The 25,537-nt window shown below is 65.1% G+C and carries 18 protein-coding genes; 7 read left to right on the top strand and 11 right to left on the bottom strand.

What is annotated here, in order from left to right:
- Positions 1-26: 26 nt before the first annotated feature.
- The 3 genes from surE to ACPTTC_RS32215 form a co-directional block, all read right to left on the bottom strand.
- Positions 27-806 carry a 5'/3'-nucleotidase SurE gene (gene surE, locus ACPTTC_RS32225; protein ID WP_423395417.1) on the bottom strand — a complete coding sequence of 260 codons (780 nt, stop codon included), beginning with the start codon at positions 804-806 and terminating at the stop codon, positions 27-29.
- A 182-nt stretch (positions 807-988) separates the two neighbouring features.
- Entirely contained in the window at positions 989-1,297 is a 309-nt protein-coding gene (locus tag ACPTTC_RS32220) for an AzlD family protein (RefSeq protein WP_069250570.1), read from the bottom strand.
- Positions 1,290-2,024, bottom strand: a complete 735-nt coding sequence (locus tag ACPTTC_RS32215; RefSeq protein WP_423395416.1) for an AzlC family ABC transporter permease — start codon at positions 2,022-2,024, stop codon at positions 1,290-1,292. Before ACPTTC_RS32215 ends, ACPTTC_RS32220 begins: the two co-directional genes overlap by 8 nt.
- 124 nt (positions 2,025-2,148) lie before the next feature.
- On the opposite strand from ACPTTC_RS32215, the gene ACPTTC_RS32210 reads away from it, so the two are divergent.
- Together ACPTTC_RS32210 and ACPTTC_RS32205 are read left to right on the top strand one after the other, a co-directional pair.
- Complete coding sequence (locus tag ACPTTC_RS32210) at positions 2,149-2,607, top strand: Lrp/AsnC family transcriptional regulator (protein WP_012365188.1); 459 nt, start codon at positions 2,149-2,151, stop codon at positions 2,605-2,607.
- A 226-nt stretch (positions 2,608-2,833) separates the two neighbouring features.
- Entirely contained in the window at positions 2,834-3,403 is a 570-nt protein-coding gene (locus ACPTTC_RS32205) for a hypothetical protein (RefSeq protein WP_175965421.1), read from the top strand.
- A 122-nt stretch (positions 3,404-3,525) separates the two neighbouring features.
- Here the strand turns inward: ACPTTC_RS32205 and ACPTTC_RS32200 are convergent, their stop codons facing one another.
- The 3 genes from ACPTTC_RS32200 to ACPTTC_RS32190 all read right to left on the bottom strand — a co-directional run bounded on the left by ACPTTC_RS32200 (position 3,526) and on the right by ACPTTC_RS32190 (position 4,989).
- Positions 3,526-3,813: a helix-turn-helix domain-containing protein gene (locus ACPTTC_RS32200; RefSeq protein WP_423395415.1), complete on the bottom strand. Its 288-nt coding sequence runs from the start codon at positions 3,811-3,813 to the stop codon at positions 3,526-3,528.
- Positions 3,800-4,141: a type II toxin-antitoxin system RelE/ParE family toxin gene (locus ACPTTC_RS32195; RefSeq protein ID WP_423395414.1), complete on the bottom strand. Its 342-nt coding sequence runs from the start codon at positions 4,139-4,141 to the stop codon at positions 3,800-3,802. Before ACPTTC_RS32195 ends, ACPTTC_RS32200 begins: the two co-directional genes overlap by 14 nt.
- Before the next feature lie 215 nt (positions 4,142-4,356).
- Positions 4,357-4,989: a LysE family translocator gene (locus tag ACPTTC_RS32190; RefSeq protein WP_423395413.1), complete on the bottom strand. Its 633-nt coding sequence runs from the start codon at positions 4,987-4,989 to the stop codon at positions 4,357-4,359.
- A gap of 304 nt (positions 4,990-5,293) precedes the next feature.
- Here ACPTTC_RS32190 and ACPTTC_RS32185 point away from each other — a divergent pair, with 304 nt between their 5' ends.
- The 5 genes from ACPTTC_RS32185 to ACPTTC_RS32165 all read left to right on the top strand — a co-directional run bounded on the left by ACPTTC_RS32185 (position 5,294) and on the right by ACPTTC_RS32165 (position 18,623).
- On the top strand, positions 5,294-7,051 hold the full coding sequence (locus tag ACPTTC_RS32185; protein ID WP_423395412.1) for a ShlB/FhaC/HecB family hemolysin secretion/activation protein: 1,758 nt from the start codon (positions 5,294-5,296) through the stop codon (positions 7,049-7,051).
- 63 nt (positions 7,052-7,114) lie between these two features.
- The gene (locus ACPTTC_RS32180) at positions 7,115-10,360 is read left to right on the top strand and encodes a GLUG motif-containing protein (protein WP_423395751.1); all 3,246 of its coding nucleotides are present in this window, start codon (positions 7,115-7,117) and stop codon (positions 10,358-10,360) included.
- A gap of 601 nt (positions 10,361-10,961) precedes the next feature.
- On the top strand, positions 10,962-14,066 hold the full coding sequence (locus tag ACPTTC_RS32175; RefSeq protein ID WP_423395411.1) for an ATP-binding protein: 3,105 nt from the start codon (positions 10,962-10,964) through the stop codon (positions 14,064-14,066).
- 617 nt (positions 14,067-14,683) lie between these two features.
- Positions 14,684-15,355 carry a response regulator gene (locus ACPTTC_RS32170; protein WP_175956773.1) on the top strand — a complete coding sequence of 224 codons (672 nt, stop codon included), beginning with the start codon at positions 14,684-14,686 and terminating at the stop codon, positions 15,353-15,355.
- Between the two features lie 181 nt (positions 15,356-15,536).
- Complete coding sequence (locus tag ACPTTC_RS32165; RefSeq protein ID WP_423395410.1) at positions 15,537-18,623, top strand: ATP-binding protein; 3,087 nt, start codon at positions 15,537-15,539, stop codon at positions 18,621-18,623.
- Positions 18,624-18,967: 344 nt separating this feature from the next.
- Here ACPTTC_RS32165 and ACPTTC_RS32160 read toward each other — a convergent pair whose 3' ends face one another.
- From ACPTTC_RS32160 to ACPTTC_RS32140, 5 genes are all read right to left on the bottom strand, one after another.
- The gene (locus tag ACPTTC_RS32160; protein ID WP_423395409.1) at positions 18,968-19,510 is read right to left on the bottom strand and encodes a fimbrial protein; all 543 of its coding nucleotides are present in this window, start codon (positions 19,508-19,510) and stop codon (positions 18,968-18,970) included.
- A 228-nt stretch (positions 19,511-19,738) separates the two neighbouring features.
- Complete coding sequence (locus ACPTTC_RS32155; RefSeq protein ID WP_423395408.1) at positions 19,739-20,788, bottom strand: fimbrial protein; 1,050 nt, start codon at positions 20,786-20,788, stop codon at positions 19,739-19,741.
- A gap of 26 nt (positions 20,789-20,814) precedes the next feature.
- Positions 20,815-23,520, bottom strand: coding sequence for a fimbria/pilus outer membrane usher protein (locus tag ACPTTC_RS32150; RefSeq protein WP_423395407.1), 2,706 nt, complete (start codon positions 23,518-23,520; stop codon positions 20,815-20,817).
- A gap of 114 nt (positions 23,521-23,634) precedes the next feature.
- Positions 23,635-24,399 (bottom strand): fimbrial biogenesis chaperone, encoded by a 765-nt coding sequence (locus tag ACPTTC_RS32145; RefSeq protein WP_423395406.1) that lies wholly within the window; start codon positions 24,397-24,399, stop codon positions 23,635-23,637.
- 103 nt (positions 24,400-24,502) lie between these two features.
- A complete protein-coding gene (locus ACPTTC_RS32140) occupies positions 24,503-25,045 on the bottom strand; it encodes a fimbrial protein (protein ID WP_423395405.1) in 543 nt (180 codons plus the stop codon).
- Between the last annotated feature and the right edge of the window lie 492 nt (positions 25,046-25,537).

Below are 25,537 nucleotides of genomic sequence, written 5' to 3'. Positions count from 1 at the left end.
GACCGCTTGCTGGCCGGATCAAGCGATCAACCGAGGCGCGATCGCAGTTGCGCGAGCGCCTGGTCGTGCGTGCGCTCGAACTTCAGCGGCGTGACGGCGACATACCCATCACCCAGCGCGACCGTTTCCGAATCCGCATCGTCGTCGCGCGGCGCGCGTGCGAGCTTCAGCCAGTGATACTCGAAGTCGCGCGGGTCGCACCTCGACACGATCTCGACGCCCTGCAGCGTACCGGCGCCCTGGTTCGTCACCTTGAGGCCACGCACGTCCTGCGCGGGCCGCGGCGGGAAGTTCACGTTCAGGCACGCATCGCTGTCCCAGCCGGCGGCAACGAGCCGGCGAATGACGTCCGGCGCAAGCGCGAGCGCGGTGTCCCAAGGCACCGCGTTGCGATCGGTGAAGGCCTGGCTCAGCGCGATGGCCGGCACGCCGACCAGCATGCTCGTCATCGCGGCGCCGACCGTGCCGGAAAACACCGTTTCGGTACCGAGGTTCCCGCCGCGATTCACGCCGGACAGCACGATGTCGGGCCGCGCGTCCTTCATCAGGTGGCCGATCGCGATCGCGACGCAGTCGCCGGGCGTGCCGCGCACCGCGAAACGGCGTTCGCCCTTGCGATGCACGTGCAGCGGGTCGTGCAGGCTCAGCGAATGCGACGTGCCGCTCTGGTCTTCAGCCGGTGCAACGATCCACACTTCGCGCGCCAGTTGCGTGGCAACCTGTTCGAGCACGTCAAGGCCGGGGGCATCGAATCCGTCGTCGTTGGTGAGCAGGACACGATCGAACAGCGGGCGGGTTTCTGGCATCGGGACGATCCTCGTGGAGATGGGCAATGAGAGGGGGGCGTGCAGTATGGCGCCAGCCACAAGGCTAGCATTCCCGCGTGAGGATCGTCGTGTCGCGCGATTGGCGCGGATGCGAAAACGGGCGCATCGCGCGCCCGTTGGTCGGTGTGCGTGCCGCGACAGGCGCGGCGGGCCGGAACCGTTCAGCCGAGCAGGTGCCGCAGCAGGCCGGCCGACACGACGCCGACGATGACGGTCGGCAGGATCGACAGGCGCGTCGCCGCGATCAGCGTCACGGCCAGCGCGAGCAGGTCGGCCGGGCGCGTCGACACGAAGGCCGGCGCGATCACCGAGATCAGCACGCAGCCGGGCACGTTCTCCATCACCGACGCCATCCGGGGGCTCAGCGTGCGGTTGCGCAGCAGCACGTAGCCAAGGATGCGCGACAGATACGTCGTCGACGCCATCAGCACGATCGTCGCGACCGTGCTGAAATCCGGGAAATCAGGCATCGCGCGGCTCCCACAGCAGCGCGGCGACCAGCCCCGCGCAGGCGCCGGCCGCGACGTACCACGCGCCGGGCACGGCCAGGTGCGTGGCTGCGGCGACGACGAGGCTCACGAACCACGGGCGGCTCGGGCGCATCCCTTTCCACATCCCGCGCAGCAGCACCAGGAATACCGCCGTGAACGCCATGTCGAAGCCGTACTGCTCGACGTTGCCGATCGTCGGGCCGACCGCCGCGCCGAGCGTGGTCATCGAGATCCACGTCAGGTAGAGCCCCACGCAGATGCCCGCGTAATAGGGCACGCTGATGTGCGTGGCCGAGCGCGCCCGCGCGTCGGCGAGCGACATCGCCCAGCTTTCGTCGCACATGAAGAACAGCGCGAAGAGCGCGCGGCGGCGCGGCAGGCGGCGGATATACGGCTCGAATGCGGCGCCCATCAGGATGTGGCGCGAATTCACGAGGAACGACATCGCGACGATCAGCGCGATATGCGGCGGCGATGTCCACAGATGGATCGCCGCGAATTCGGAGCCGCCGCCGAAGTTCATGCCGGTCATCATCGGCACTTCGAACAGGCTCAGCCCCTTCTGCGCGGCCTGCGCGCCCAGCACGAGCGCGAACGGCACGAAACCCAGCATGACGGGCAGCGCCGCGCGCAAACCGCGACCCATCTCGGCGACATAGGCGGGCTTCTCGCGAAGCCCTGACGACGTTGAAACGCTACTGCTCATTACTCCTCCTTCGGGGGAGGAATTGTCTGCTTTTTTGACTCGAATCGGGTTGCGTTGTGGCCAGATTTTTCTCAAAATTTGGCATTGAACGCGTGATACGCAAATTTTTTGGAATTGAATGCCAATGAAACTTGACGCCATCGACCGCCGGATCCTGAGCGCGCTCCAGCGCGACGGCCGCATGCAGAACGTGGAGCTCGCACACGAGGTCGGGCTGTCGCCGTCGCCGTGCCTGCGGCGCGTACGGCTCCTCGAGGAAGCCGGCGTGATCGAGAAATACGTGGCCGTGCTGAATCCCGCGAAAGTCGGCAAGGGGCTGACGATCTTCACGCGCGTGTGGCTGAAGGGGCAGGACGCGGAATCGGTGAACCGCTTCGCCGAGGCCGTCCAGCAGATGCCGGAAGTCGTCGAGTGCCACCTGATGGCGGGCGATTGCGATTTTCTGCTGCGCGTCGTCGCGGCCGACATCGACGACTACCGGCGCTTCCAGATGGAAACCCTCACGCGCATTCCAGGCGTGCTGAGCGTGAAGACCGACATTCCGATGCAGAAGGTCAAGCTCACGTCGGCGCTACCGACCTAGCTCGATGCGGGTGCGTGTCATGCGACGGACGGGTCGACGAACGGTCACGGCTCGGTGACAATCGCTCGGTAGACTGACGAATCGCAGCGCTTCGAACCGGTTGCCTGAGTGGTCGCGCGACGTTCGATGCGCAAGCAACTAACGGTCAATGCCGATGCGATCGGGCGGGCGGTGCTGCGCGCCGGTTCATGCGCCGGCGCGGGCGTTTCTTCTTGTCGGGCCATTCATGCAGCCAATCAACACGCCGTGGAATTCGCTGGAAATCGTCAAGCTCGTGCTGGGCGTGCTGACGCCGTTGTCGGTCGCGTGTCTCGGCTGGCTCGTCGCGCGCCGGCTGAAGCGGCTCGAACTGGTGCAGTGGACCAACCAGCGATTGATCGAGAAGCGGCTCGCGCTATACGACGCGGTTGCGCCGCAGCTCAATGCGTTGCTGTGCTTCTACACGTGGATCGGCTACTGGAAGGACATCTCCCCGGACGACGTGATCCGCGCGAAGCGCGACCTCGATCGCACGTTCCACATCTACCGCTACCTGTTCGACGACGACGTGTACGACGCGTATCACACGTACATCCACGCGCTGTTCGACATGCATACGGGCCCGGGCCGCGACGCGCGGATCCGCTCGCTGATCCAGGCCCCCGACGGTGATCGGAGCGTGCACGGCTCGTACGAATGGAAGCCGGCGTGGTCCGAACGCTTCTCGACCGCGAATGTCGTGCCGAAGGACGACGTGTTGCGTTTCTACACGCAGTTGATGGAGCGGCTGCGCGTGGCGCTGGGCGCGACACGCTGAAGGCCGGCATCGCGCGTCGCGACGATGTCGCGTGCGACTGACGGCTCACCTGCTTCGCCTCCCGGCTGATCCCCGCCCGCGCACTGACGGCCGATTCATGCATGGCCGGGTGTGGGTGCGATTCAGGCAAACGAGATCACGAGTTTCTTGCCGCACGCGGCGGCATACTTGCGCAGCGTCTCGATCGATGGAGAGTGCTGGCCTGTCGCGAGCGCGCGTTCAAGCCGCGTGATGGCAGGCGCCTTCGTGCCCATGCGCTCCGCCACTTCGGCTTGCGAAAGACCGGCGGCTCGCCGGGCGGCCAGCATTGCGTCGAGCAGCGCGAATTCCTCGCGGTTCAGCCGGTCGTATTCGGCGCGTACCTTCGGATCGGACAACGCGAGCTCGCGCAGTGCCTTATAGGTTGCCATAACGAATCTCCTTCAATCGGCGGCGCGCAGTTTCCAGCTCTTTCTGCGGCGTTTTCTGCGTCTTCTTCACGAAGCAGTGAAGCATGACGATCCGCCGGTTGACGACCGCACAGTAAAACATACGGGCGATACCTTCCAGGCCCTTCAAGCGCATTTCATACAACCCGTCGCCCATCGGCCTGGTGTGAGGTTCGCCCAGATTCGGGCCGTACTGCTCCATACGGTCAGCGAGTGCGAAGAACCTGGCGGTCAGCGTCTTCGGCAACGCAAACACGCCTGCCTCGACTTGCTCGCTGAAGAAATGGATTTCATACGCGACGGTTCGCATAGTAACAAATTTGTTATTTCCTTGCAAGAAGGAGCGCCGTCGCGTCTGTCATGAGGGCGGCTCGTCGAATGCACGGAAGCACCGGAGAAACGTCTGGACGTTTCTCCGGTGCTTCGTTGCCGATGTGCGAGCCAGATTGTTTGCCGGCGGGCCGAATTCGACTAGTTGTCCGAATGGATATCAGGTCTGCCGGTTTACCTCGGGAGGCGGAGAGATCAGTTCCGCCCCGCCACCGCGAGTCGCGCGGCGAGCCCCACGAACACCGACCCGAGCAGATACTGCGGCAGCTTCGATGGGCGGCGGCGCGCGCCGATCCGCTGGCTCAGCCGGCTCGCGGACAGGATGACCGCGCCGTTCACGACGATGCCGATCAGGTTCAGCACCGTCGCGAGCACGAGAATCTGCACGGCGATCGAACCGTGCCCGGGGCGCACGAACTGCGGAAACAGCGCGAGCACGAACAGCGCCATCTTCGGGTTCAGCAGGTTCGTCGTCAGCCCCTGGCGGAAGATCGCCGCGGTCGAGTGGCGGCGCTGCGACGCGACGGGTGACGGCGCGGTTGCATCCGAACGGAACGTCTTCCACGCGAGATACAGCAGATAGGCGGCGCCCGCGAAGCGCACGATGTCGTACGCGATCGGCACCGCGAGAAAGAGCTGCGACAGTCCGAGCGCGGCGGCGAGCGCATGGCAATAGGTGCCGGCCTGAATGCCGGCGAGCGTCGCGAAGCCCGCGCGCCGGCCCTGGCTCACGCTGCGGGACGCGATCAGCAGCATGTCGGGGCCCGGCGTGGCGGTTAGCGCGAGACATGCGCCGGAGAACAGCGCGAGCGTGGAGAAGTCGATCATGGGCGTCCCTTTTGCGTGAGCGGCGTAAAAGGAATGCCACTTTAGGCGTGCCGCCGCAGGTGGTCAACCGTGCTCGCGCGATGATTGGGTCGACGGCCGGCTTCCATCCTTTCGATCAATCGGAAGTCGTCTTTACCATTCGCACGCCTCGTCCGGCCGCGCCAGCAATTAACAATTCAGTCACGAATTTTCGTACGTGATCTAAATACATGCGAAATGTCCGTCTGTAGCATTCGGCGCTTGAGTTACAGCTGGCAAGTGCCTTGCCGGCAAGGTCCGAATGTGTTCCATGTGGGTAGATCATATGCAAGTCGCCGACCGCCGTCGGGCCGTCATCGGTCGCGTCGAAGCGGCACGGTCACGCGAGGCCGGTTCGCGTTCGGTGTCGCGCGACCTCGGCGTGGTCCTGCGGGTTCGCCACGCAATGTGTGTGGCGCTGATCTGCGGTGGTGTCGCGAGTCTTTTCGAGCCGGTCCATGCACAAGTGCCGGATGCAGGGCGAGCGATGCGCGATATCGAGGCGCCGCGGCCGGATCTGCCGCCGGAAGCCTCGCCCGAACTGACGGTGGCGCCGTCGGAAGAGGCTGCCGAGCGCGCGCCCGAGTCGGGGCCGCGCGTGCTCGTTCGCGCATTCGCGCTCGACGGTAATACCGTGTTCGGCAACGACGAGTTGCAGCCGCTCGTCGCCGATCTTGCGGGCAGCACGCTGGGTTTCGCCGATCTGCAGCGCGCCGCCGCGCGCATCACTGCCTACTATCGCCGCCATGGCTACGTGCTGGCGCGTGCCTACCTGCCTCGCCAGGACATCGACGACGGCGTCGTGCGTATCGAAATCGCCGAAGGGCGCTATGGAGCGATCACGATCCGGAATCATTCGCGCGTGTTCGATGCCGCGCTGCGCCAGCCGCTCGCGGCGTTGCATCCGGGCGATGTCGTACGCGGGTCCGCTCTCGAGCGCAGCCTGTTGCTGCTCGACGACCTGGCCGGCGTCGCCGCGCGCGGCACGTTGCGTCCGGGCGATACGCCCGGCACCACCGATCTCGTCGTCGACGCCGACAAAGGGCCGCTCGCGTCCGGGTCGCTCGAATTCGACAACTTCGGTGACGTCGCGCTCGGGCGCTACCGTGTCGGCGCCAGTGTCGACGTCAATTCGCCGCTGCGGCTCGGCGATCGCCTGAGCCTGCGCGGGCTTCTCAGCAACGAACTGCAGCGCTACTACCGTGCTGCGTACCAGCTGCCTGTCGGCCCCGTGTCCACGCGAGTCGGCGTCGCGTATTCGTCGCTGCGCTACCGGCTCGGCGGAGCATTCTCGGATCTCGATTCCAGCGGCCGGGCGAGCGTGCAGACCGCGTACGTGACCCAGCCGCTCGTGCGCGCACGCAATCTGAGCGTCACCGCGCAGGCCCAGTACGAAAACAAGAACCTGCGCGACGACTACGGGATATTCGCTATCCGGCGCGACAAGAACATCGGCCTGTGGACCTTCGGCGTCAGCGGCAACAGTCAGGACGGCTGGCTGGGCGGAGGCCGCAACGGGTTCTCGGTGATGTTCGGTGTCGGGCGGCTGCGCAGCAACGATCCGTTCGAAGCGGATGCGCTGAAAAAATCGATCGGCAGCTTCACGAAGCTGAACGTGAGCGCGCTGCGGGTGCAGGCGCTCGGGCGTCGGTTCGAGCTGTACGCGCAATTCAGCGCACAGCTCGCGTCGCGCAATCTCGACGAATCGGAGAAATTCAGTCTCGGCGGCCCATACGGCGTGCGCGCGTACGCGCTCGGCGCCGGCAGCGGCGACCAGGGCTGGCAGGCCAGCGCGGAGTTGCGGTATCTCGTCGCGCCGGGCTGGCAGGTCAGCACGTTCGTCGACGCCGGGCGCGTGCAGGCCGACAAGTTTCCGTGGACGCGTGAGCGAAACATGCAGCACATGCAGGCCGGCGGTGTCGGCGCGAGCTGGTTCGGCGCGAAGCGCCAAGTGACGCTGACGGCTGCGTGGCCGCTCGGCGCGGCGTTCGGCTCGCCGACCCGCGCGCCGAGCGTATGGGTTCAGGCCGCTCAGTATTTCTGAGCGTGCGTGATCGGTCCGTCCGGCAGGACGGGTTTTATAAGGCAGATTGAAGAGGATACCAAAATGAACAAGGCCTATTCACTGGTGTGGAACGAAGCACAGGGTGGCTGGTGCGCGGTCGGGGAAACGGCGCGCCGTCGCGGCAAGTCGGGCGGCGGCAAGCGCCTGCTCGCGGCGGGCGTGTCGCTGCTGGGGCTGGCGGCGTCGGGCGCGTACGCGCTGCCGACGGGCAGCGAGATCATGTCGGGGCAGGCCGACATCGCGAAGTCGGCGGACAACAAGACGATGTCGATCAACCAGCACACGGACAAGCTGATCACGAACTGGCAGGACTTCAGCGTGGGTAGCGGCGAGCGGGTGTCGTTCAAGCAGCCGACGAACCAGTCGATCGCGCTGAACCGGGTGGTCGGCGCGAACGGCAGCCAGATTCACGGCCAGCTGGACGCGAACGGGCGCGTGTTCCTGGTGAACCCGAACGGCGTGATGTTCGGCTCGGGCGCGCAGGTGAACGTGGGCGGTCTGGTGGCGTCGACGCAGAACCTGTCGGACGCGGATTTCCTGGCCGGTCGCTACCGGTTCGCCGGAGCCTCGGGCCAGTCGGTGGAGAACGCCGGGACGATCACGGCGGCGGATGGCGGCAGCGTGGCGCTGCTGGGCGCGCGCGTGTCGAACACGGGTGTGATCCGTGCGCAGATGGGCCGCGTGGCGTTGGGCGCGGGTAATGCGTTCAACGTGAACTTCGACGGCAACGGGCTGCTAAACCTGCAGGTCGAAAGCGGGGCGGTGGACGCGCAGGCGCACAACGGCGGGCTGCTGAAGGCGGACGGCGGGGAGGTGCTGATGACGGCGCGCGCGGCAGGCGATCTGCTGGGTTCGGTGGTCCGGAACAGCGGCACGATCGAGGCGAAGGGCCTGAGCAGCCGCGCGGGGAAGATCACGCTGGACGGCGGCCAGGTTCAGGTCGGCGGGAAGCTGGACGCGAGCGCGCAGGACGCCTCGACGGCGGGCGGCACGGTGACGACGCGCGGCGAGCGCGTGACGGTGTCGCGCGACGTGCAGGTGGATACGCGCGCGGCGTCGGGCCGCGCCGGCCAGTGGGCGATCGAAGCGGCCAACGCCGGGGTCGGCGGTAACGCCGCGATCGATGGCGAGACGCTGTCGCGCAACCTGGGCACGACGAACGTGGCGCTGACCAACACGTCGGGCGACCTGACGGTGGGCGACGCGGTGAACTGGGCGAGCGACAACGCGCTGGCGCTGACGTCGAAAAAGGGCAACGTCGACCTGAAGCAGTCGCTGACGGCGAGCGGCGCGAACGCGGGTGTGACGATGAACGCGGCGCAACGCATCCGCATCGGCAACAAGGTGACGCTGACCGGCGAAAACGCGAGCCTCGCGCTGAACTCGGGCAATGGCCATACGCTGACGGACGATGCGGTAGTCACGCTGTCGGGTCGCAATGCGTCGTTCTCGGCGAACGGTGAAGCGTATCGCGTGATTCACGATCTCGCGGGGCTGCGCGGCGTCGATGCCAACATGAACGGCCGCTACGTGCTGGGCAACGCGATCGACGGCAAGGGTGCGCAATTCCGCAGCCTCGGCGGCGACAGTGCGTCGTTCAGCGGCGTGTTCGATGGTCTGGGCAATACCATCGGCAATCTGTCGGTCTCGAATCCCGGCAGTGCGGTCGTCGGGTTGTTTGCGGTCAACACCGGCCGCATCGCCAACCTCGGGCTCGACAAGATCACGGCGCGCACGCCGGCCGGGTACACGGCGTCGCCGGTCAGCGTCGGCGCATTGGCCGGCTACAACCTGGGCGACATCACCAACGTAAAGGCGAAAGACGTCCTGGTGAGCGGCAACGGACGCGCGATCCTCGGTGGCCTGGTCGGCAGCAATATCAGCGGACGAATCGATCGCGCATCGGTTTCGGGCCGCGTCGAAGGCGGCAGGGACGCGCTGTACGTCGGCGGTCTGGTCGGAGAAAACCGCACGGCCCTCCAGCCGGATCTGGGCGACGCGACCATCAGCAACAGCCACGCCGACGTCAAGGTCAGCAGCGAGTCGGCCGGTGATACGGGCGGCCTGGTCGGTGTCAACCGCGGCGTCATCACGGCGTCGACGGTCGCGGGTAGCGTCACCGCCCTGGCCCGCGATGCGCGTGTCGGCGGCCTCGTCGGTTACAACGAAGGCGGGGTGATCAAGGCTGCTTCTTCGTCTGCGAGCGTGCGGGCCGGCCACGATGCGACGGCGGGCGGCCTCGTCGGCTACAACGCCGCGTTGATCGACGCATCCGACGCGACGGGCGACGTAATCGTGGGCGACAACGGGAAGGCGGGCGGCCTTGTCGGGGAAAATCGCGGCAAGATCGCTGCGTCGACGGCGAGCGGCAGCGTTCAGGCCGGCAACGGCGCGATGGCGGGCGGTCTCGTGGGATTGAACGAAGGCGCGATCCGCGCATCCACTGCGCTCGGTAATGTCTCCGCGGGCGCCGGCAGCCAGCTGGGCGGTCTCGTCGGCCATAACGCGGACAAGGCCGAGATCCTCGCATCGGACGCACATGGCAAGGTGGAAGGGCGCAACAACGTGAAGGCGGGCGGGCTCGTGGGCTCGAACATCGGCAAGGTGGACGGTTCGTCGGCCAGCGGCGCGGTCAAGGTCGGTGCGCAGAGCCAGGCAGGCGGTCTCGTCGGCGACAACAACGGCCTCGTGGCCGCTTCCTCGGCGGGCGGCACCGTATCGGCCGGCGACGACAGCATCGCAGGTGGTCTCGTCGGCTGGAACGGCGCCCTCGGCAAGGTGGTGAGCGCCTACGCAAGCGGGGCCGTGAATGTCGCCGGCAGGGGCAGGGCAGGCGGCCTGGTCGGCCTCAACTGGGGCAGCGTGTCTTCGTCGGGCGCGTCGGGCGACGTCGTTGCCGGCGCTGGCAGCTACGTCGGCGGCCTGGTCGGCCACAATCACACGATTGCTTCGATCGACGCGTCCGACGCCTTCGGTTCGGCGAAGGGCGGCGATGGCAGTTCGGTTGGCGGCCTGGTCGGCAAAAACGACGGCAAGATCGCGTCGTCGTCGTCGTCAGGCTCGGTGTCCGGCGGGCGCAATGCACGGCTGGGTGGCGTCGCAGGCGAAAACTTCGGCAACGTCGATCGTTCGAGCTCGCGCAGCCGTATTGCCTATACGGCCGGCTACGACCAGTTGTACGGTGGGCTGGTCGGCCTCAACTTCGGCTGGATGAGCGGCAATGGCGTGAGCGGAAACGCGGCGGCGGTGCCGCTCGCGGGCCTCGATTTCGGCGAAATCCGGAACTGATCGGTCCCGTTCGGGGAGGCGTGGCGGGTTGCCGCGACGCCCGCCTCCCCGGCGCGTCGCGTTGTCGTGACTTTGGTCCAACGCCCGTTCGGCACGGGTGCCGTGCGGGTCGGCGGGCCGGCGGGCCGGCGATGGCGGCACGCGCGCCATCGTCGTGTCTGCCTTCGTCGCAACGATGCTTTGCAAGGGTTCTTCGCGTCGATCCGCGAAGAACCCTTTCTTTTGGGTGGCGAGCCGGGCGCGGCCGGAAAGTCGCGGGACAGTCGGTATGCGGCGCCGTCGTTACGCATCAAGGTAGCCGCGCGACCGTGCTATCCCTGAAAAACGCCCACTCATCGTATTGCCTGAGCGGCTCACCCGCCGAACGCGCTGTCGGCGCAATGCGAAACAAACGGCTCATATTTCCTGCATCAAATTTCGTTCAAGTCCGAAATTGCGAGGCCGTTCGATGTGACGTGTACGAAATGGTTCGTACGATGCGGACACCCCCGCAGGCCTTTGGCATGATCGGAATCCCCCTTCTTTCCAGGTGTTTTCCGAGGCGGTCACGGATGTCGGAACGATGTCGTTCCGGTCGCGTTCGCGATCGCCGCCGCGCGCCATGTCGCAGAGCCCGCTTCAATCCCTTCGTCGTTACCAGAGCATTTCGGTGTTCGGCGGCGGCATCGTCGTCACCATCCTTGTCCTGATCGCTTGCGGTCTCGGGATGGCGTCGATCGTCTCGGGATATGTCGAAGGGGAGCGGCGCAACTACCTGAACGGCCTAGAGCAGACGCTGAACGAAATCCAGGTGAGCGAAACCTCGTTCCGCAACGGCGTCGCGAACGCGCAACTGATCTGGCAGGAGGCCAGCGCCGCGCCGGCGGTGGTCGTCGACACATTCTTCCTCGACGACCAGCGCGTCGCGACCCGTCCGCATCCATCGCTTGTCATCGGCGTGCCCGCGCAAACCGGCGATCGGGCCGAAGTCGCGCGCTATCTGTCGCTGTCGATGCTGTTGGCACGCATCTGCGCGGCCAGTTCGATCAATCGCGGGCGCACGCTCGAGGGCTACCACTACAGCACGCGCACAGGTTTGTTCGCGCTGGTACCCCATCGAAACCGCGACGATCCGGCGCTGGTTTCACCCGAAAGCCGCGCACGCGTGCTGGACGCGCTGCGCGTCGATTTCGAACGCCCGTATCCGGGCATCACCGACTCGCGCCCGCACGTGCGCTGGCTGGCGCCGTTCACCGATCCCGTATCGGGGCAGCCGCGCATCCGGCTCGCGGCCGAGGCGCGCGACAACGGCAAGCCGTTCGCGGTGCTCGTCACCGAATATCCGCCCGATTACCTGCTGTCCTGGCTCGCCGACTATCGTCCCGAAGGCATGTTCTACATCACGACGGCCGACGGCCGGCTCGTCACGATGGATCCGGCGGCGCGCGAAACCGGTCGCGTGGAAAGCCTGTTGAAGCTGAACCCGTCGCGGGGCGGTGCGTCGGCGTTGGGGGCGCCTGTGTTCCGCGACGGCTTCCTGCTGTTTCACGGCAAGCTCGAATCGACGGGCTGGACGCTTGCGTATGCGCTGTCGTGGACCGACATCGCGGCCGGCGTCGCGCGCTCGGCCGGTACGCTCGGCGCCGCGACGCTGCTCGCGCTCATGGTCATGTGGGGGTTGCTGCTGCGCTTTCATCGGCGAGAGTTCGTGCCGCTCTACGCGCACTCGCAACGCGTGTTCGACAGCGAAGCGCTATGCCGCAGCGTGATCGAGATGGCGCCGATCGGGCTCGGGCTGATCGCGCGCGACGACGGGCGTTGCATGCTCGTGAGCCCCGCGCTGACGGACATGATCGGGCGGATCGGCGGCGACTATCACGCGCTGTCGAGCCAGGTGGTCGACGCCTGGCAGGCGCGCGGCGATGCAGGCGGCGAGCAGCACGGCGGCCTGCTGCTGGGCGACGTGCAAGCTGCGCCGCTGCACCTCGAATTCGTTGCGTGCGGCGCACGCTATCAGGGCACGGACGTGCTGATCGTCGCGGTTGCCGACGTGACCGCCAAGCGGCAGCTCGTGCAGCAGCTGGAAGAGGCCGTGCGCGCGGCCGATTCGGCCAATGCCGCGAAATCGTCGTTCCTCGCGGCGATGAGCCATGAGATCCGTACGCCGCTGAACGTGATTCTCGGCAACCTCGAACTGCTCGAGCGCTCGGCGCTCGACGCGACCCAGCATGGCCGCGTTCACACGCTGCGCACGTCGGCGACGAGCCTGCTCGCGCTCGTCAGCGACATTCTCGATTTCTCGAAGATCGAGGCCGGCGCGATGTCGGTCGAATCGATCGCGTTCGACGTGACCGCGGTGGTCGAGCGCGAGCTGAACGCGTTCGCGACGATCGCGAAGGCGAAGGGGGTGCAGCTGTTCTGCGAGATCCATGCGAGCAGTACGCAACAGATGCGCGGCGATCCGACCCGGTTCGCGCAAGTGCTCCGCAACCTGCTGGGCAACGCGCTCAAGTTTACCGACGTCGGCCGCGTGACCGTGCGCGTCGCGGTCGTTGCCGACAGGCACGATGCACCGGAGCTGTCGGTCGAGGTCGAGGACACCGGCATCGGCATCGCCGACGAACATCGACGCAAGCTGTTCAATGCATTTTCGCAGGTCGATACATCGATCACACGACGTTACGGCGGCACGGGGCTCGGGCTTGCGCTGTGCGACCGGCTCGTCGCGGCGATGGGCGGCCGCATCGCGGTGGAGAGCCAGCCGGGCGTCGGCAGCCGGTTCAGCGTGCTTCTGCCGCTCGGCATGGACGTCGTCGCGCTCGACCGGCCGCGCGCGGCACACGCCCGCGCGCTGGCGCTGATCGCCGCGCATCCCGGGTGGCGCGATTTTGCGTTGCCGCATCTACAGGCATGGGGATTCGACGTCTGCGTGTACGACAGCCCGTCGAGTCTGCCGGCCGGCATGGCACGACGCGGCGCGGTCGTGTTGTTCGGCGATTCCGACACGTGGTCGCGAGCGGATCTGAACAGCCTGAGCGATTGCGCGCCGCTGATACTCGCGACACCCGATGGCCCGCTCGAACCGTATCGCGCGGGCGGCACGGTACGCGTATCGAGTTATTCGCTCGGCGGCTTGCGCGCCGCGCTGGCGCTCGGCGGCCAGATGGGCGATGAAAGCGGGATCGATGCCGTATCGGGCGACGACCCGCGGCGTGGCGATTCGCATGCTCGCGATTCGGCAACGGTCCCCGCATCGCGCGACGCGGCCGCGCACGGCAGTCGCACATTGCGCGTGCTCGTCGCAGACGACGAAACCATCAACGACTCGATTTTCAGCGAGCAACTGTACGCGCTCGGCTGCGCGGCAACCGAGGTCGGATCGGGGCGCGCGGCACTCGAATCGCTGGCCAGCGACGACTGGGACGTGCTGCTGATCGGCGACGACCTGCCCGACATGCGCGCGCAGCAACTGGCGGAAGCGGCACGTGACGTCGATCCCGCGTGCGACGTGCTGGTCGTGACGTCGCATTTGACGCCCGAGGGCATGCACCGCTGCACGACAGCCGGTGTCCGACGCGTATTGACGAAACCCGTGACGCTCGGCCACCTGCGCGGCGCGCTTGCGCATGCGTGGCAGCGCCGTAACGCGACTTCGGCGAAGGAGCCGTGCGCGGCCATGTGCACATCGAGATCAACCAATCATGAAACAGCTTTGCATGACAAGTAACCGACAGCATCGTACGCGTCAACGCGTATCCAACATAACAAAGGCAGGGTGCCGACGCACGTTCACGTTGCGCGGCAGATTTCAAATCAATACTGGAGGGGAACATCGTGCGTCATGTAGGGAAGATATTCGCACTGTTGCTCGATTTCGCCGCACTTTCTGAGAAGTCTCGTCGGGAATTCCTGACGATGATGAACGAGTTTCTGCTCATGTCGCCGGTTCAGCGGCGCCGTACCCTGATCGAGTGGAAAAACAGGGTGGATGACAATACGCATGACCTACCAGGCGATTCGAGCCACCGATAGCGCGCCGTGTAGCGGCCCAGCCGAGCTGCGAGAGAGCGCGGCCGGCATCCCGTAACGGCTCCGAGCCGTCGTGATCTTCGGACAATCTGCACGGTGCGGCCGTGCGGACGCGTCGTGTGCACGGCGAGCGCCGGCGCATCGTCCGCCGTACGGCCACGCGTCGATCGAAGGGCAGACCGGGATTTATCTTAAAATTGAGGCATTATTTGTCCGGTGCGCCGAATACGGCCAGCCATCGACACGATGGCGCGAGCATGCTCCCGTCGCGGCGGGGACCGGATGCGTGACTGAAAGCCTCGGGGAAACAGGAACATGGACGAATTCTTTGTACGCGTGATGGTAGCCGACGATCATCCGGCGTCCGCGCTCGGTATCTCGCAGGCATTGCAGGGCAACAGCACGATCAAGCTCGTGGGCACCGTTTCGAACTCGACGGACCTGGTCGCGGCGCTCGACGCGCAGCAGAGCGATGTGCTCGTGCTCGACTACGTGATGCCGGGCGGCAAGTACGGCGACGGGCTCGTGCTGTTGTCGTTCCTGCAGCGCCGCTATCCTGCGCTGCATATCGTGACGATCACGATGATCGACAATCCGAGCGTGCTGCGCGCGATCCACAAGCAGGGCGTGAGTTGCATCCTCAGCAAGTCCGATGCGATCTCGCACCTGATCGGCGCCGTGCATGCCGCATACGTCGGTGCGAACTACATGTCGCCGTATATCAAGCAACTCCTGCATGACATCGAATCCGAGCCCGCCACTCGCGCGCTGACCACGCGCGAGATCGAGGTCGTCCGCTTGTTCGGCGCAGGCTACACGGTGGGGGAGATCGCCGCGCAGCTCCATCGCAGCAAGCAAACCATCAGTTCGCAGAAGTCGAGCGCAATGAAGAAACTCGGGATCGTCCGCGATGCGGATCTGATCCGCTATAACGACGAGCAGAACCTCTCCGGCGCGCCTGACGGCGATGCGTCGTCGTCGACGTGACGCGCGCGCGAGCCGGTTGCCGCTCTGGATCGGCTTCAGCGCGGACGCCGTCGAAGTGAGGCCCTACGTGTGGGTGGCGGCACGCCACGCCACGTGACTGCCCTGTTTGACAGGGAGGCGATGCGCCGGCATCGGCGAATGACGCGGCATGCCCGGCCACGAGCAACGAGATCGATACGACATGCCCGCAAAGCTCAAGAGACTTGTTTCGTACCCCGCCGTGGCCGGTCGCAAGCCATTCGAGCCGGGGCGCGTCCGGCGGCAGCAGCAGTTCCTGCTGTATGCCAGCGGCGCGGCGATCTCGGCATTCATTCTGGCGTGCGCGACGCTCGTGCTGCTGCTCGACGTGCAGGAGTCCCTCGAGCGCTTCCGGGTCGAGTTCACGGGGCGCCGGGCAGAACTCGTTGCCGAGGTGGAGATCATGAGGGCGCTGCGCAATCGCTATGTCGAGGACATGGAACTGCAATGGGCCAGCGTCGTTGAAAATCCGCGAAGCCTGCCCGGGGTGCTCGCCGGCAAGCACGGCAAGCAGACGTTCGTCGGGCGGAACGGGCGAATTGCGATCGCGGCATTCGCCGACATCCCGCCGGCCGCATCAGCGAACAGTCACTTGCCTTATCTCGCACGCTATCTCGAGCCGGTCGAGATCATGGGCGTCCTGCCGCCGGCACAACCGGCCGATCCGGGCGGTTCTTCCTATCTGATCGATCCGAATGGCGAGTTCATCGTGACGGCAGGGCATCCGTTGGTGAAACGAGCGCTTGCGTTGCCAGGCGGTTTCGATGTCAAGGCACTCGTCGCGCAATTGCGACCGATGACGAACGATACGTCCGTATCGATGGCGCCCGTCGCTCGTCAAAACACGATCACGCTCGAGCGGCGATTCGATCCGGTGCTCGGACGCTCCGTGCTGCGGATGGTGCAATGGGTGCTTGGGGCGAACGGCAGGCCGGTCGTCTGGTTCGTCATCAACAGCCCGCCGCTGATCGAAGGGATACTGCGCTCGCCGGGCGCCGGCACGGAATATGCGCTCGTCGATTCCGGCGGACATCTCCTGCTCGGCCGGCAACCCGACAGCACGATGGTGGCGCGCGCGCTCGAGCATGCGCGCCACGACGATGGCGAGCGGGCGGCCGCACATCGCGTCGGCATGAACTTCGTCGTCAGCGACAGGGTACCGAGATCGGACGACGTGGTGATGGCGACCATCTCGTGGCGCGCCGTTTTGAATGATGTAGCGTTGCGCGCGAGCCTGACCGTCGCGCCCGCGCTCTTCGCGATCGCGCTACTGTGGATCGCAATCGTGACGTTCGACCGGCGCGCACTGCGTCCGGCGAATCGGCGGGCGATTCGCCTGATCGAAAGCGAGGCGCTCAACCGGACGCTGATCCGCACGGCGCCGGCCGGGCTTGTGTTGCTGTCGTTCGCCGACGGCGAAACGATCATGCGCAACGACGCGCTGATTGCTTACGAGCAGGACGTGTCGGGCGAGCCGCTCGGCAAGCGCTTGTGGCGCGCGTACCGGGACGGCGCGCTTGCCGGCCATGCGCGTACGCGCGTGACGCGGGAGCTGGCCGTCGAGCGCGCGGGGCACGGCACCGTCTATCTCGACGCGCACATCGTGCGCACCCGGTACCGCGGGATCGACGTGCTGCTGTGCACGCTGCTCGACATCACGGCCCGCAAGCAGGCGGAGGAGAAGCTGCGCGAGGCGCGCGAGGCCGCCGAGTTCGCGAACAAGGCGAAGTCGACGTTTCTCGCGACGATGAGCCACGAGATCCGCACGCCGCTCAACGCGATCATCGGCAACCTGGAACTGATGGAGCGCGCGCAGATGGCGGCGCCGCTGCGGCGCCGGCTGGGGACGATCATGTCGTCGTCCGATGCGCTGCTGCGCGTGATCAACGACGTGCTCGACCTGTCGAAGGCCGAGTCGAACCAGATGGCGCTGGAAAGCATTCCGTTCGACCTGCGTCGGGTCGTGAACGACGTGGCTGCGATCTTCCGCCCGCTCGCGGATGCAAAAAACCTCGCGCTGACCTGCCGCATCGCGCCGGATCTCGCCGACGGTTACGTGGGCGATTCGACCCGGCTGCGGCAACTGGTCTCGAACCTCGTCAGCAATGCGATCAAGTTTACGAAGCGCGGCGGCGTGACGATCGACGTGCGGCTTGCAAAGGCGAGCCCGGCCGGCCGTGGCGTCGAAATCGCGGTCAGCGATACGGGCATCGGCATTCCCGAAGACAGCCTGCCGACGCTGTTCGACGTCTATGTCCAGACCGATGCGTCGATCTACCGGCGCTTCGGCGGCACGGGGCTCGGGCTGCCGCTGTGCAAGCGCATCGTGACGCTGATGGGCGGCGCGTTGAAGGTCGACAGCCGTCTTGGCGAAGGCACGGTTTTCGTGGCTGCATTGCCGTTGCCCGAAGCGCCGTCTGGCTGGCGAGACGATGCGCCGGAACCCGGGACGTTCGTGGATGCCGCGCGCGGGTACGACACGGAGATGGACGCCGAAGCGGGCGCGGAGGCTCCTGCCGAGTCCGACGATGAAGAACCGCTGAAAGTGCTCGTCGCCGAGGATCATCCGGCAAGCCGGGCGTTGCTGCGCGACCAGCTCGACGCGTTGGGCTACGACGCGACGATCGTCTCCAACGGCATCGAGGCGATGCGCGCCTTCTTCGAGCGACCGTACGACGTCGTGCTGACCGATCTCGGCATGCCGGAACTCGACGGCTTTGCGCTCGCGAACTTCCTGCGCGAGCAGGGTGCGCGGGTGCCCGTGATCGCGATGACGGCACACGCGACCGACGAGGATCGCCGGCGCTGCGAACAGGCCGGCGCGGTGGAAGTCGTGCTCAAGCCGCTGTCGATCGAGACACTCGACGCTGCGTTGCGGCGGCATGCGGGACGCGACGCGACGTCGCCCGCAGCGGCGACCGAGCGAATGCCTGTCGCGCCCGCGATGACCGACGAGGTGCGGCACACGCTGCACGAGGCCACGCTGCATTCGCTCGCGGCGATCGGTGACGCGCTCGCGAGCGGCGACGTGGATACGTTGCGCATCGAACTGCATTCGATGCGCGGTGGTTTTGCGCTGGCGGGCGATGTCGAGGCCCGCGACGCATGTGCGCGCGCCGAACACGCGATGCAGGAAGGCGGCCCGGCAGCATTGACGCGCATCTGGCATTCGGTCGAGGAGGCTGTTCGGCTGGCACTCGGACGGCTGTCGACGGGTGACGGGACGGGTTCGGATGGGGCGGAAAAATAATCCGACGTATTGATCGTCGGATCGGGGCTCGCGGCCGTCGTATCCGGCATCGCTGTTTGAGCAGCACGACGCTCGCCGCGCAGACGCAAACGCGTTCCTACCTGTTCAAGCAAGGCTGAATCCCCGCGATAGCCGCGAGAAATGCCGAGGTGTGTGGCGGGGTTCTGCGTGAAGGATTGTCTTTCTGATCGACCACCGACGCATTGGAAACACGCGTCGTTTCTCCCCCGGGATAACGGGCAATCGCCGCCTTGTTCCGGCGGGGCGTACTCTGAGTACGCGGACTGTGGCGAGCCCGCGCATCGGTAATACCCCGGCGCGCGAGGGGCGCGCCGGGGCATCGATTACTGATACATGATCGAGTACATGACCGACGTGTTCACCGTGCCCTGACCTGCGGCGCCGCCCGTCGCGACGTACTGCGCGTAGTACGGGAGTTCCGCCGCGCCGTTCGCCAGCGGGACGACCTTCGAGTTTTCGTCGGCCTTGCCGACCCCGATGTTGGTCGTGTCGCCGTTAAGCAGGCCGACTTCGACGTTTTTCGCCGTTCCCGATGCGTTGATCAGTTGACCGGTCGTCGAGTTGACCGTGGTACCCGGCTCGAAGTGCGTATAAACATTGCCCGTCGCCGGCGAACAGTTCTTCAGGCTGATCTTGAACGGCGTGCGGCCGGCCGTCGACCCACCCGAAGCGAGCGACGACGTCGACACCTTCGGCAGCGCGACGGTGAAGTCCTTGCCGCCGGTGCCGTTACCGTCGATCGTGCAGGTCTGCGTGCCGATCTTGCCGTTGATCGTGATCGTGCCGTCCGCGGCGTGCGACACGGCCGGCAGTGCTGCCGCGGCAGCGATGGTGAGAGCGGCGATGCTGGAGAATGCGAGTTTCATGTCAATTCCTCTAGTACTAGGAGATGTAAAAACGGACTCCGCCGTCGAGCCGTCCGTATGCCGTGACCGGCCGTACGGGCGACACCCGACTTCGTCCGTCAATGATCTTCCGATGCAATCCTGAAGGACTGCGAAACAGAAGCCTGCTTCAGCCATCGATCGAGCGATGACCGCCGTAGTGCACCGGCCGTTCGCGATTGCCTGACGACCGGTACGCTACCGAATCACTTACTGGTAGCTCATCGTGAACGTCGCGACACCCTTGACCGTTCCGCCAGACACCTGGCCGGTCGCGATGTATTGCGCGGACAGCGGAATGCTGGTCGTTGTCGCGGACGGCCCGACCAACCATTGGTTGGTATTGCCAGGCGCGATGGAATCCGGACCGTAACCGACGGGTTGTCCGTTTCTCAGGATGCGAAGCTTCACGCCTTTCGCCGACGAATCGGGCGTGAGGGTCAATTGATTGCCGGTATTGCTCTGATCGGTCAAATCGGTCAGTGTCACGTAAACTTTCGACCCGGATTTGCAGTTCAAACCGATATTGAATTCCTTATCCCCCGCTGTCATGCCAACAGCATTGAGTTTGCTTGCCGCGATGGGCTGTAATGACACATTGACCGACGGCGTGGTGACCGTGCAAGTATTCGGCATGATGATCAGTTTTCCGGTTTTGTTGAACCAGTAGAACTGATACCTGACTCCGGAATGGGGGGCTCCCCGGCTTACTATACCTATGTTCCAAATGCCGGCGGGAAAGGTCGTTGGGAGCGATGCGTTATATATTTCGTCACTGAGCTTGATTAATTCGACTTTGACGCGAAATTGCCCATCAATCGGCTTGGTAGTCGGATTCGCGGGGGCCCAATCCTGTTGGGCACCGCCATACACCATCGTGACCTCTCCAGTATCAAGATTGGTAAAGCGCAATCCTAGCGAGCGCGAAGTTGCAGAGTACGGAATGTAAACCACGCCAGGGATGTTGGATGGGGATCCGCGATCAACGAAATAGGTTTGATAGCCTCCGGGCGGGGTTGTGTTGGCTCCGCAGACATAATCCATTGGTTCCACCGTCGTTGTTGCCAAGACGGCACCGTTCGGTGTGTCATAGGAGACGTATACATTGCCGAAGGTGAAGATGCGTTGGTAATCGCTCGAGTTTCCGTTGCCGAAACGGCAAAGATTGGTTTGCGCCAGGCTGGGGTTCGAATTAAACCAGCTTGCAAAGAAAATAATGGAAATAAAAAGATATTTGAATCTCATGTTTTCATGTTCCATTTATCGTGATTTCGATTGAATTCGACTCAGTGAAAGGCGGCGCTCAGTTGCGAGTCATCGCTCGAGCGGACCGTCGCGTCGCCGGTTTGATCTGAATCGGTGAAATGCCCGCGCGCCTCCGTTGCGACGGCGGCTTGCGGGAGCGTATTCCCTGGCACGGTGCGCGCGCATATCGCGTCGACCCGCGCGTACACTTCGGCCTTGTCGTGTTTGGTCGGTAAGCGGTAGCTGAGCGAACAGACTTCGGTTGCGCGATTGCCCCATTTCGCCGTCAGCACACCGGTTTCGCCCAGGCCGCGGGCGAACAACATGCCGCCCTGTCCGGAAAATCCGATGGTCTTGCCTTCTGCATCGACCACCGTGCTCCCGAACGGCACCGGTTCGCCGTCCGGCTGACGCATCGTCAGCAGCACGGCTCGACCGGTCACCGTCTCGAACTTGAGCTTGACCATCGAGTTCGCTCGCGGCGCGATCTGCTGACTGGTCGTCAGCATTTCGACGTCGCTCGGAATGCCTTTCGGATCGAGCTCGATGGTGTTCATCTTGTACGGCGTCAGATACGGGAGCACCGCATAGCCGCGCCCGTCGATCCGGACGTCCGTGCCATTCGTGATGCGCGCGCCGACGGCGTCCTTCGCCTCGATGATCGCGGCCGTTTCGCCGAGGTCGTTGGCGAGCGTGATGCCGCCCGCATGGCCGACGATCGCGCCCGACATGCCGGCGGACACACTCGAGTAACCGCTGCCGCCGCTCGCGCTAGCGGAGAGCGTCGCGTACGGGCTGCGATACTGCGCATTGCCGCCACCGGACGTCGCGCCCCCGCCGGCGTTGACGTTCACGCCATACGAGAATGCATTGGCCGTTCCGACGGTACCGGTCAGCGCCATCTGCCCGGTTGCACCGTTGCTGTCGTGCGTGACGCTCGTGGTCAGTGTCGGCGCGTACGACCGCCGGCCGAGCGGAACCGTCACGTTGGCGTACACCTGGTTGTTCAGGCGGCCCGTATAGCCGTCGCGCTGCCTCGAAACGGACAGGTTGTAGCTCAGGTTGACGCCGCCGATCCGCAGGTTGTTGTTGTAGCCGAGCTGGAATTGCGTCGTCGTGCCCTGGCGGTTCCAGTAGCTGGCTGTCGAGCCCACTGCGAACAGGCTGCCGCGACCTTCGCCGAGCGTCTGGTTCAGCGTCAGCTGAACCTGGTTGCGTTGCCGGTATGCGATGTTCGGATCCGCGCCGGCCGCGGCCCGCTCGCGGGCGTACGTCGCGTCGCGCAGTTCCCAGTAGCCGCGCGACGAGTAGCGATACGCGGCGACCGCGATGTTCGTGCCGGTTGCCTCGACGGATTTGCTGTAGCTCAAGCGCACACTCTGGCCGCTCGTCGCCGACACGCCCGGGATACGCGCACTGGCGTGCGTGACGTCGATGGCGAGCGCGCCGGCCGGCGTGTTGAATGCCGCGCCGACCAGCCCGGCCAGATAGTTTTCCGCGACGATCGCGCCGACGTAACCCGTCAGCAGGTTGCTGATGCCGCGCTGATACGTGGCCTGTGCAAAACTCGGATGACGCTCGAGTTGCGGCTCGCGCAACTGGCCGAGCGCGACGCCGAAACGCGAGATGCCGGGACGCAGCGATTGCACGACGGCCGAGTACGGCACCGTGAAGCTGCGCTTTTTGCCGTCGGCCTCCGTGACGGTGACGAGCAGGTTGCCGCCGTAGCCCGTCGCGTACAGATCGTTGATTTCGAACGGACCCGGCGCGACGTTCGTTTCGTACAGCACGGCACCGTTCTGCGTGACCTGGACGTGTGCGTTGCTCGTTGCGACGCCGCGAATCACCGGTGCATAGCCGCGCATCGAATCGGGCAGCATCCGGTCGTCCGTTTCGAGCGTGACGCCGCGCATGCCCACGCTGTTGAACAGCGTGCCGTCGGTGTACGTCTCGCCGATCTTCAGCTGGCTGCGCCAGGCCGGCAGGTCGCGCTGCACATAGGTATTGAGGCTTTGATAGCGGCTGTCGCCCTGCGATTGCGCGGTATAGGTGCCGTTGTGCCGGAAGTGCCAGTTTCCGATGTTGACGCCGGCATTCAGCCCCGCATACGCCTGCGTGCTTGCATAACCCGACGACGCGTTGCGGTACACGTTCGTGTTGTATTTGAGCGTCGCGCTCGGTACACCGTCGTCCCACAGTTCCGGACTCACGTAGCCGCGCGGATTGCGCAGCAGCGCCGCCTGCGGAATGCTCACGTTGAGGCGGAGTTCCGACATGTCGAATTCGTACGTGGCGTCGGCGACCAGCTTGTCGACGTCCGTGCACGCGCCCGCCCGAACCTGCGCCAACTTGGCGCGCGCGGTGTCGGTCAGTGCCTGGTCGTCGAGGCCGAGCCGGGTCACGAGCGTGCGATCGAAACACGGCCGTGCGTCGTCCGCTCCCGCTTCCGCGCTGAAGCGTACCGTCGAGCGGCCGCTCCACGTGTTGTTGACGTAGAGATCGACCAGATAGTCGCCCGCCGGGACCGGATTGCCTTTCGCGAAGCGGCCGAGATCGAGTCGCTGCCCGCGCGGTTTCATCATCAGCGTGTCGTTGAACTGAACCTGCGCTACGTCGAAACGATCTGCCGGTGCGGCCAGCGCGCCGACAGTCCAACTGCCGAGCGTTGCCATGACGAGCAGATAGCTCGGCTTGAGCGCGAAACGCGCCGGTGCCTCCAGTGTTCGATTGTGATGATCTGTTCGCATGAATTCGATGTATTAATGCCGCATCTGCATGATGCGAACGACGGATTGCCAGTGCCGGTGCGATTGCCACGCCGGCCGGTCAGCTACGAGTGATTCAGGGATGGTCGGGCGGCGTCAGTGCGCTTTTTTCGGCGCGTAGTTGCCTTCGATGCCTGCGCCGTAGTCGTTGAGGAACGTGTAGTCGACCTCGATCGGCCCCGCTGGCATCGACGGCACGTTACCGAGGTCGAATTGCTCGGTCGCGCCGGGCTTGACCATGCCGCCCTTGTCGTTGGTCCACGTGGCGCCGCCGGACTTGACGGTCAGCTTCGTGAACGTCACGTGGTAAGGCGTCGGATTCTTCGCTTGCAGTGCATAGCCGCCGCCGGCCTTCGGCGCGAAATTCCAGGTGACCTTCTCCGCCGACTCGTCGGCCACGCCCTGCAGCGCGGCGGGACGGAAGAACAACTTGATGCGCGAGCGGAACGCGAGCTGCAACAGGTTGGGGGCGTCCGGATCGTTGGCCGCCTGCGGCGGGACGTCGAGCACGTTGAGCCAGTACAGTGTTTCCTTGTCCTGTGCGAGCGGCGCCTTCGTGTAGATCAGCCTCAGGCTTTGGCCTTTCTGCGGATCGAGGCGGAACAACGGCGGTGTCAGCATGAACGGCACCTTCGACTCGTCAGGCAGCGCGTTCGCGTTGCCGTCGTCCAGCCAGGCCTGCACGAGCGAGGGCCTGTCGCCGTCGTTGGTCAGCTTGACCGTGACCTCGCGCTCCTGTTCCGGATAGACCACGCGCGTTCCGTTGATTACCACGCTCGCATCCGCTGCGCCAATGCCGGACAGCGACGCGACCAGTGCCGCAGCGCCCACGCTCGAACGCCAGTTCATTGACTTCCCCATCGCCGATTTCTCCTTGTAAATAGACAGATCACATACCGTCGGTCGGACGCGGCCCGTGCGCCGCGTTGCTCCGCGAGCCCGGGCCGCTGGTCGCGAGACCGGATTACTGATACGAGACCGAGTACATGACCGACGTGCCGACCGTGCCGGCCGTGGCGCTGCCGCCGGTCGCGACGTATTGCGCGTAGTAATCGAGGGTTGCCGCGCCACCCGAGATCGGCACGACCTGCGAGTTCTGCTGTGCCTGGGCCGCTCCGAGCTTGATGTTCGAACCGTCCTTGTTCAGCAGGCCGACCTCGACGTTCTTCGCGTCGCCCGTCGCATTGAAAAGCTGGCCCGTCTGTGCGTTGACCGTCGTGCCCGGTTCGAAGTACACCGAAGCATTGCCCGAGTTCGGCGAGCAGTTGGACAGTGCGATGCGGAACGGCTTGCGACCGGCCGTCGACCCCTGCGTGGACAGCGACGACGTCGACACGGTGGGCAGCGTGACGGTGAAGTCCTTGCCGCCGCCGTCGCCCGAGATGTTGCAGGTCTGGGCGGTGATCTCGCCGGTGATCGTGATCGTGCCGTCCGCCGCATGGGCCGACGACGCAGCGGCGAGGAGACCCGCTGTCGCCATCAGGATGGAAAGTGCTTTTTTGGACATGTGATTACCTGTGGTTAATGGTCTTGCGTCGAGAGATGACGCACCGACGTTTCCTTTGCACTGCTGTTGCCGTTGCTGAGACACGCCGGTCGCAGCGGCAGGAAACAGGTGACATTGTTTCCGAGTAAGAGGGTTGAAAGAATTGGTCGAGTCCCAATGGATTGGTAAATGAGCTCGTTCTCGTACGAAATTTTTGTCAAACAACATCAAGTGCGAGGTGGTCGCACGAGTCGCACGAGTCGCACAAGTGACTGGCGTGAGACCAATCTTGCGGCGCTACTGCGCGTCTCGATCTGGCATTTTTTGATCACGGGAAATTGATTCGGAATACGTATGAGTTGGCTGATGTGTCGAGAGCGGAATGTGCCGGGTGACGGGTATGCCATTCGGCAAAGACCGATGGCCTGCTCGTATGAGCTATGCCAAACGAAACTTCCCGGCCTTGCCTGACATCTGTCTTAACCTGCTCGAGGCAGATACGACCATCAACGA

The organism is Burkholderia mycopellens, assembly GCF_964265025.1.
Classification (GTDB): domain Bacteria; phylum Pseudomonadota; class Gammaproteobacteria; order Burkholderiales; family Burkholderiaceae; genus Burkholderia.
This window is presented reverse-complemented; position numbering and strand designations above follow the sequence as displayed.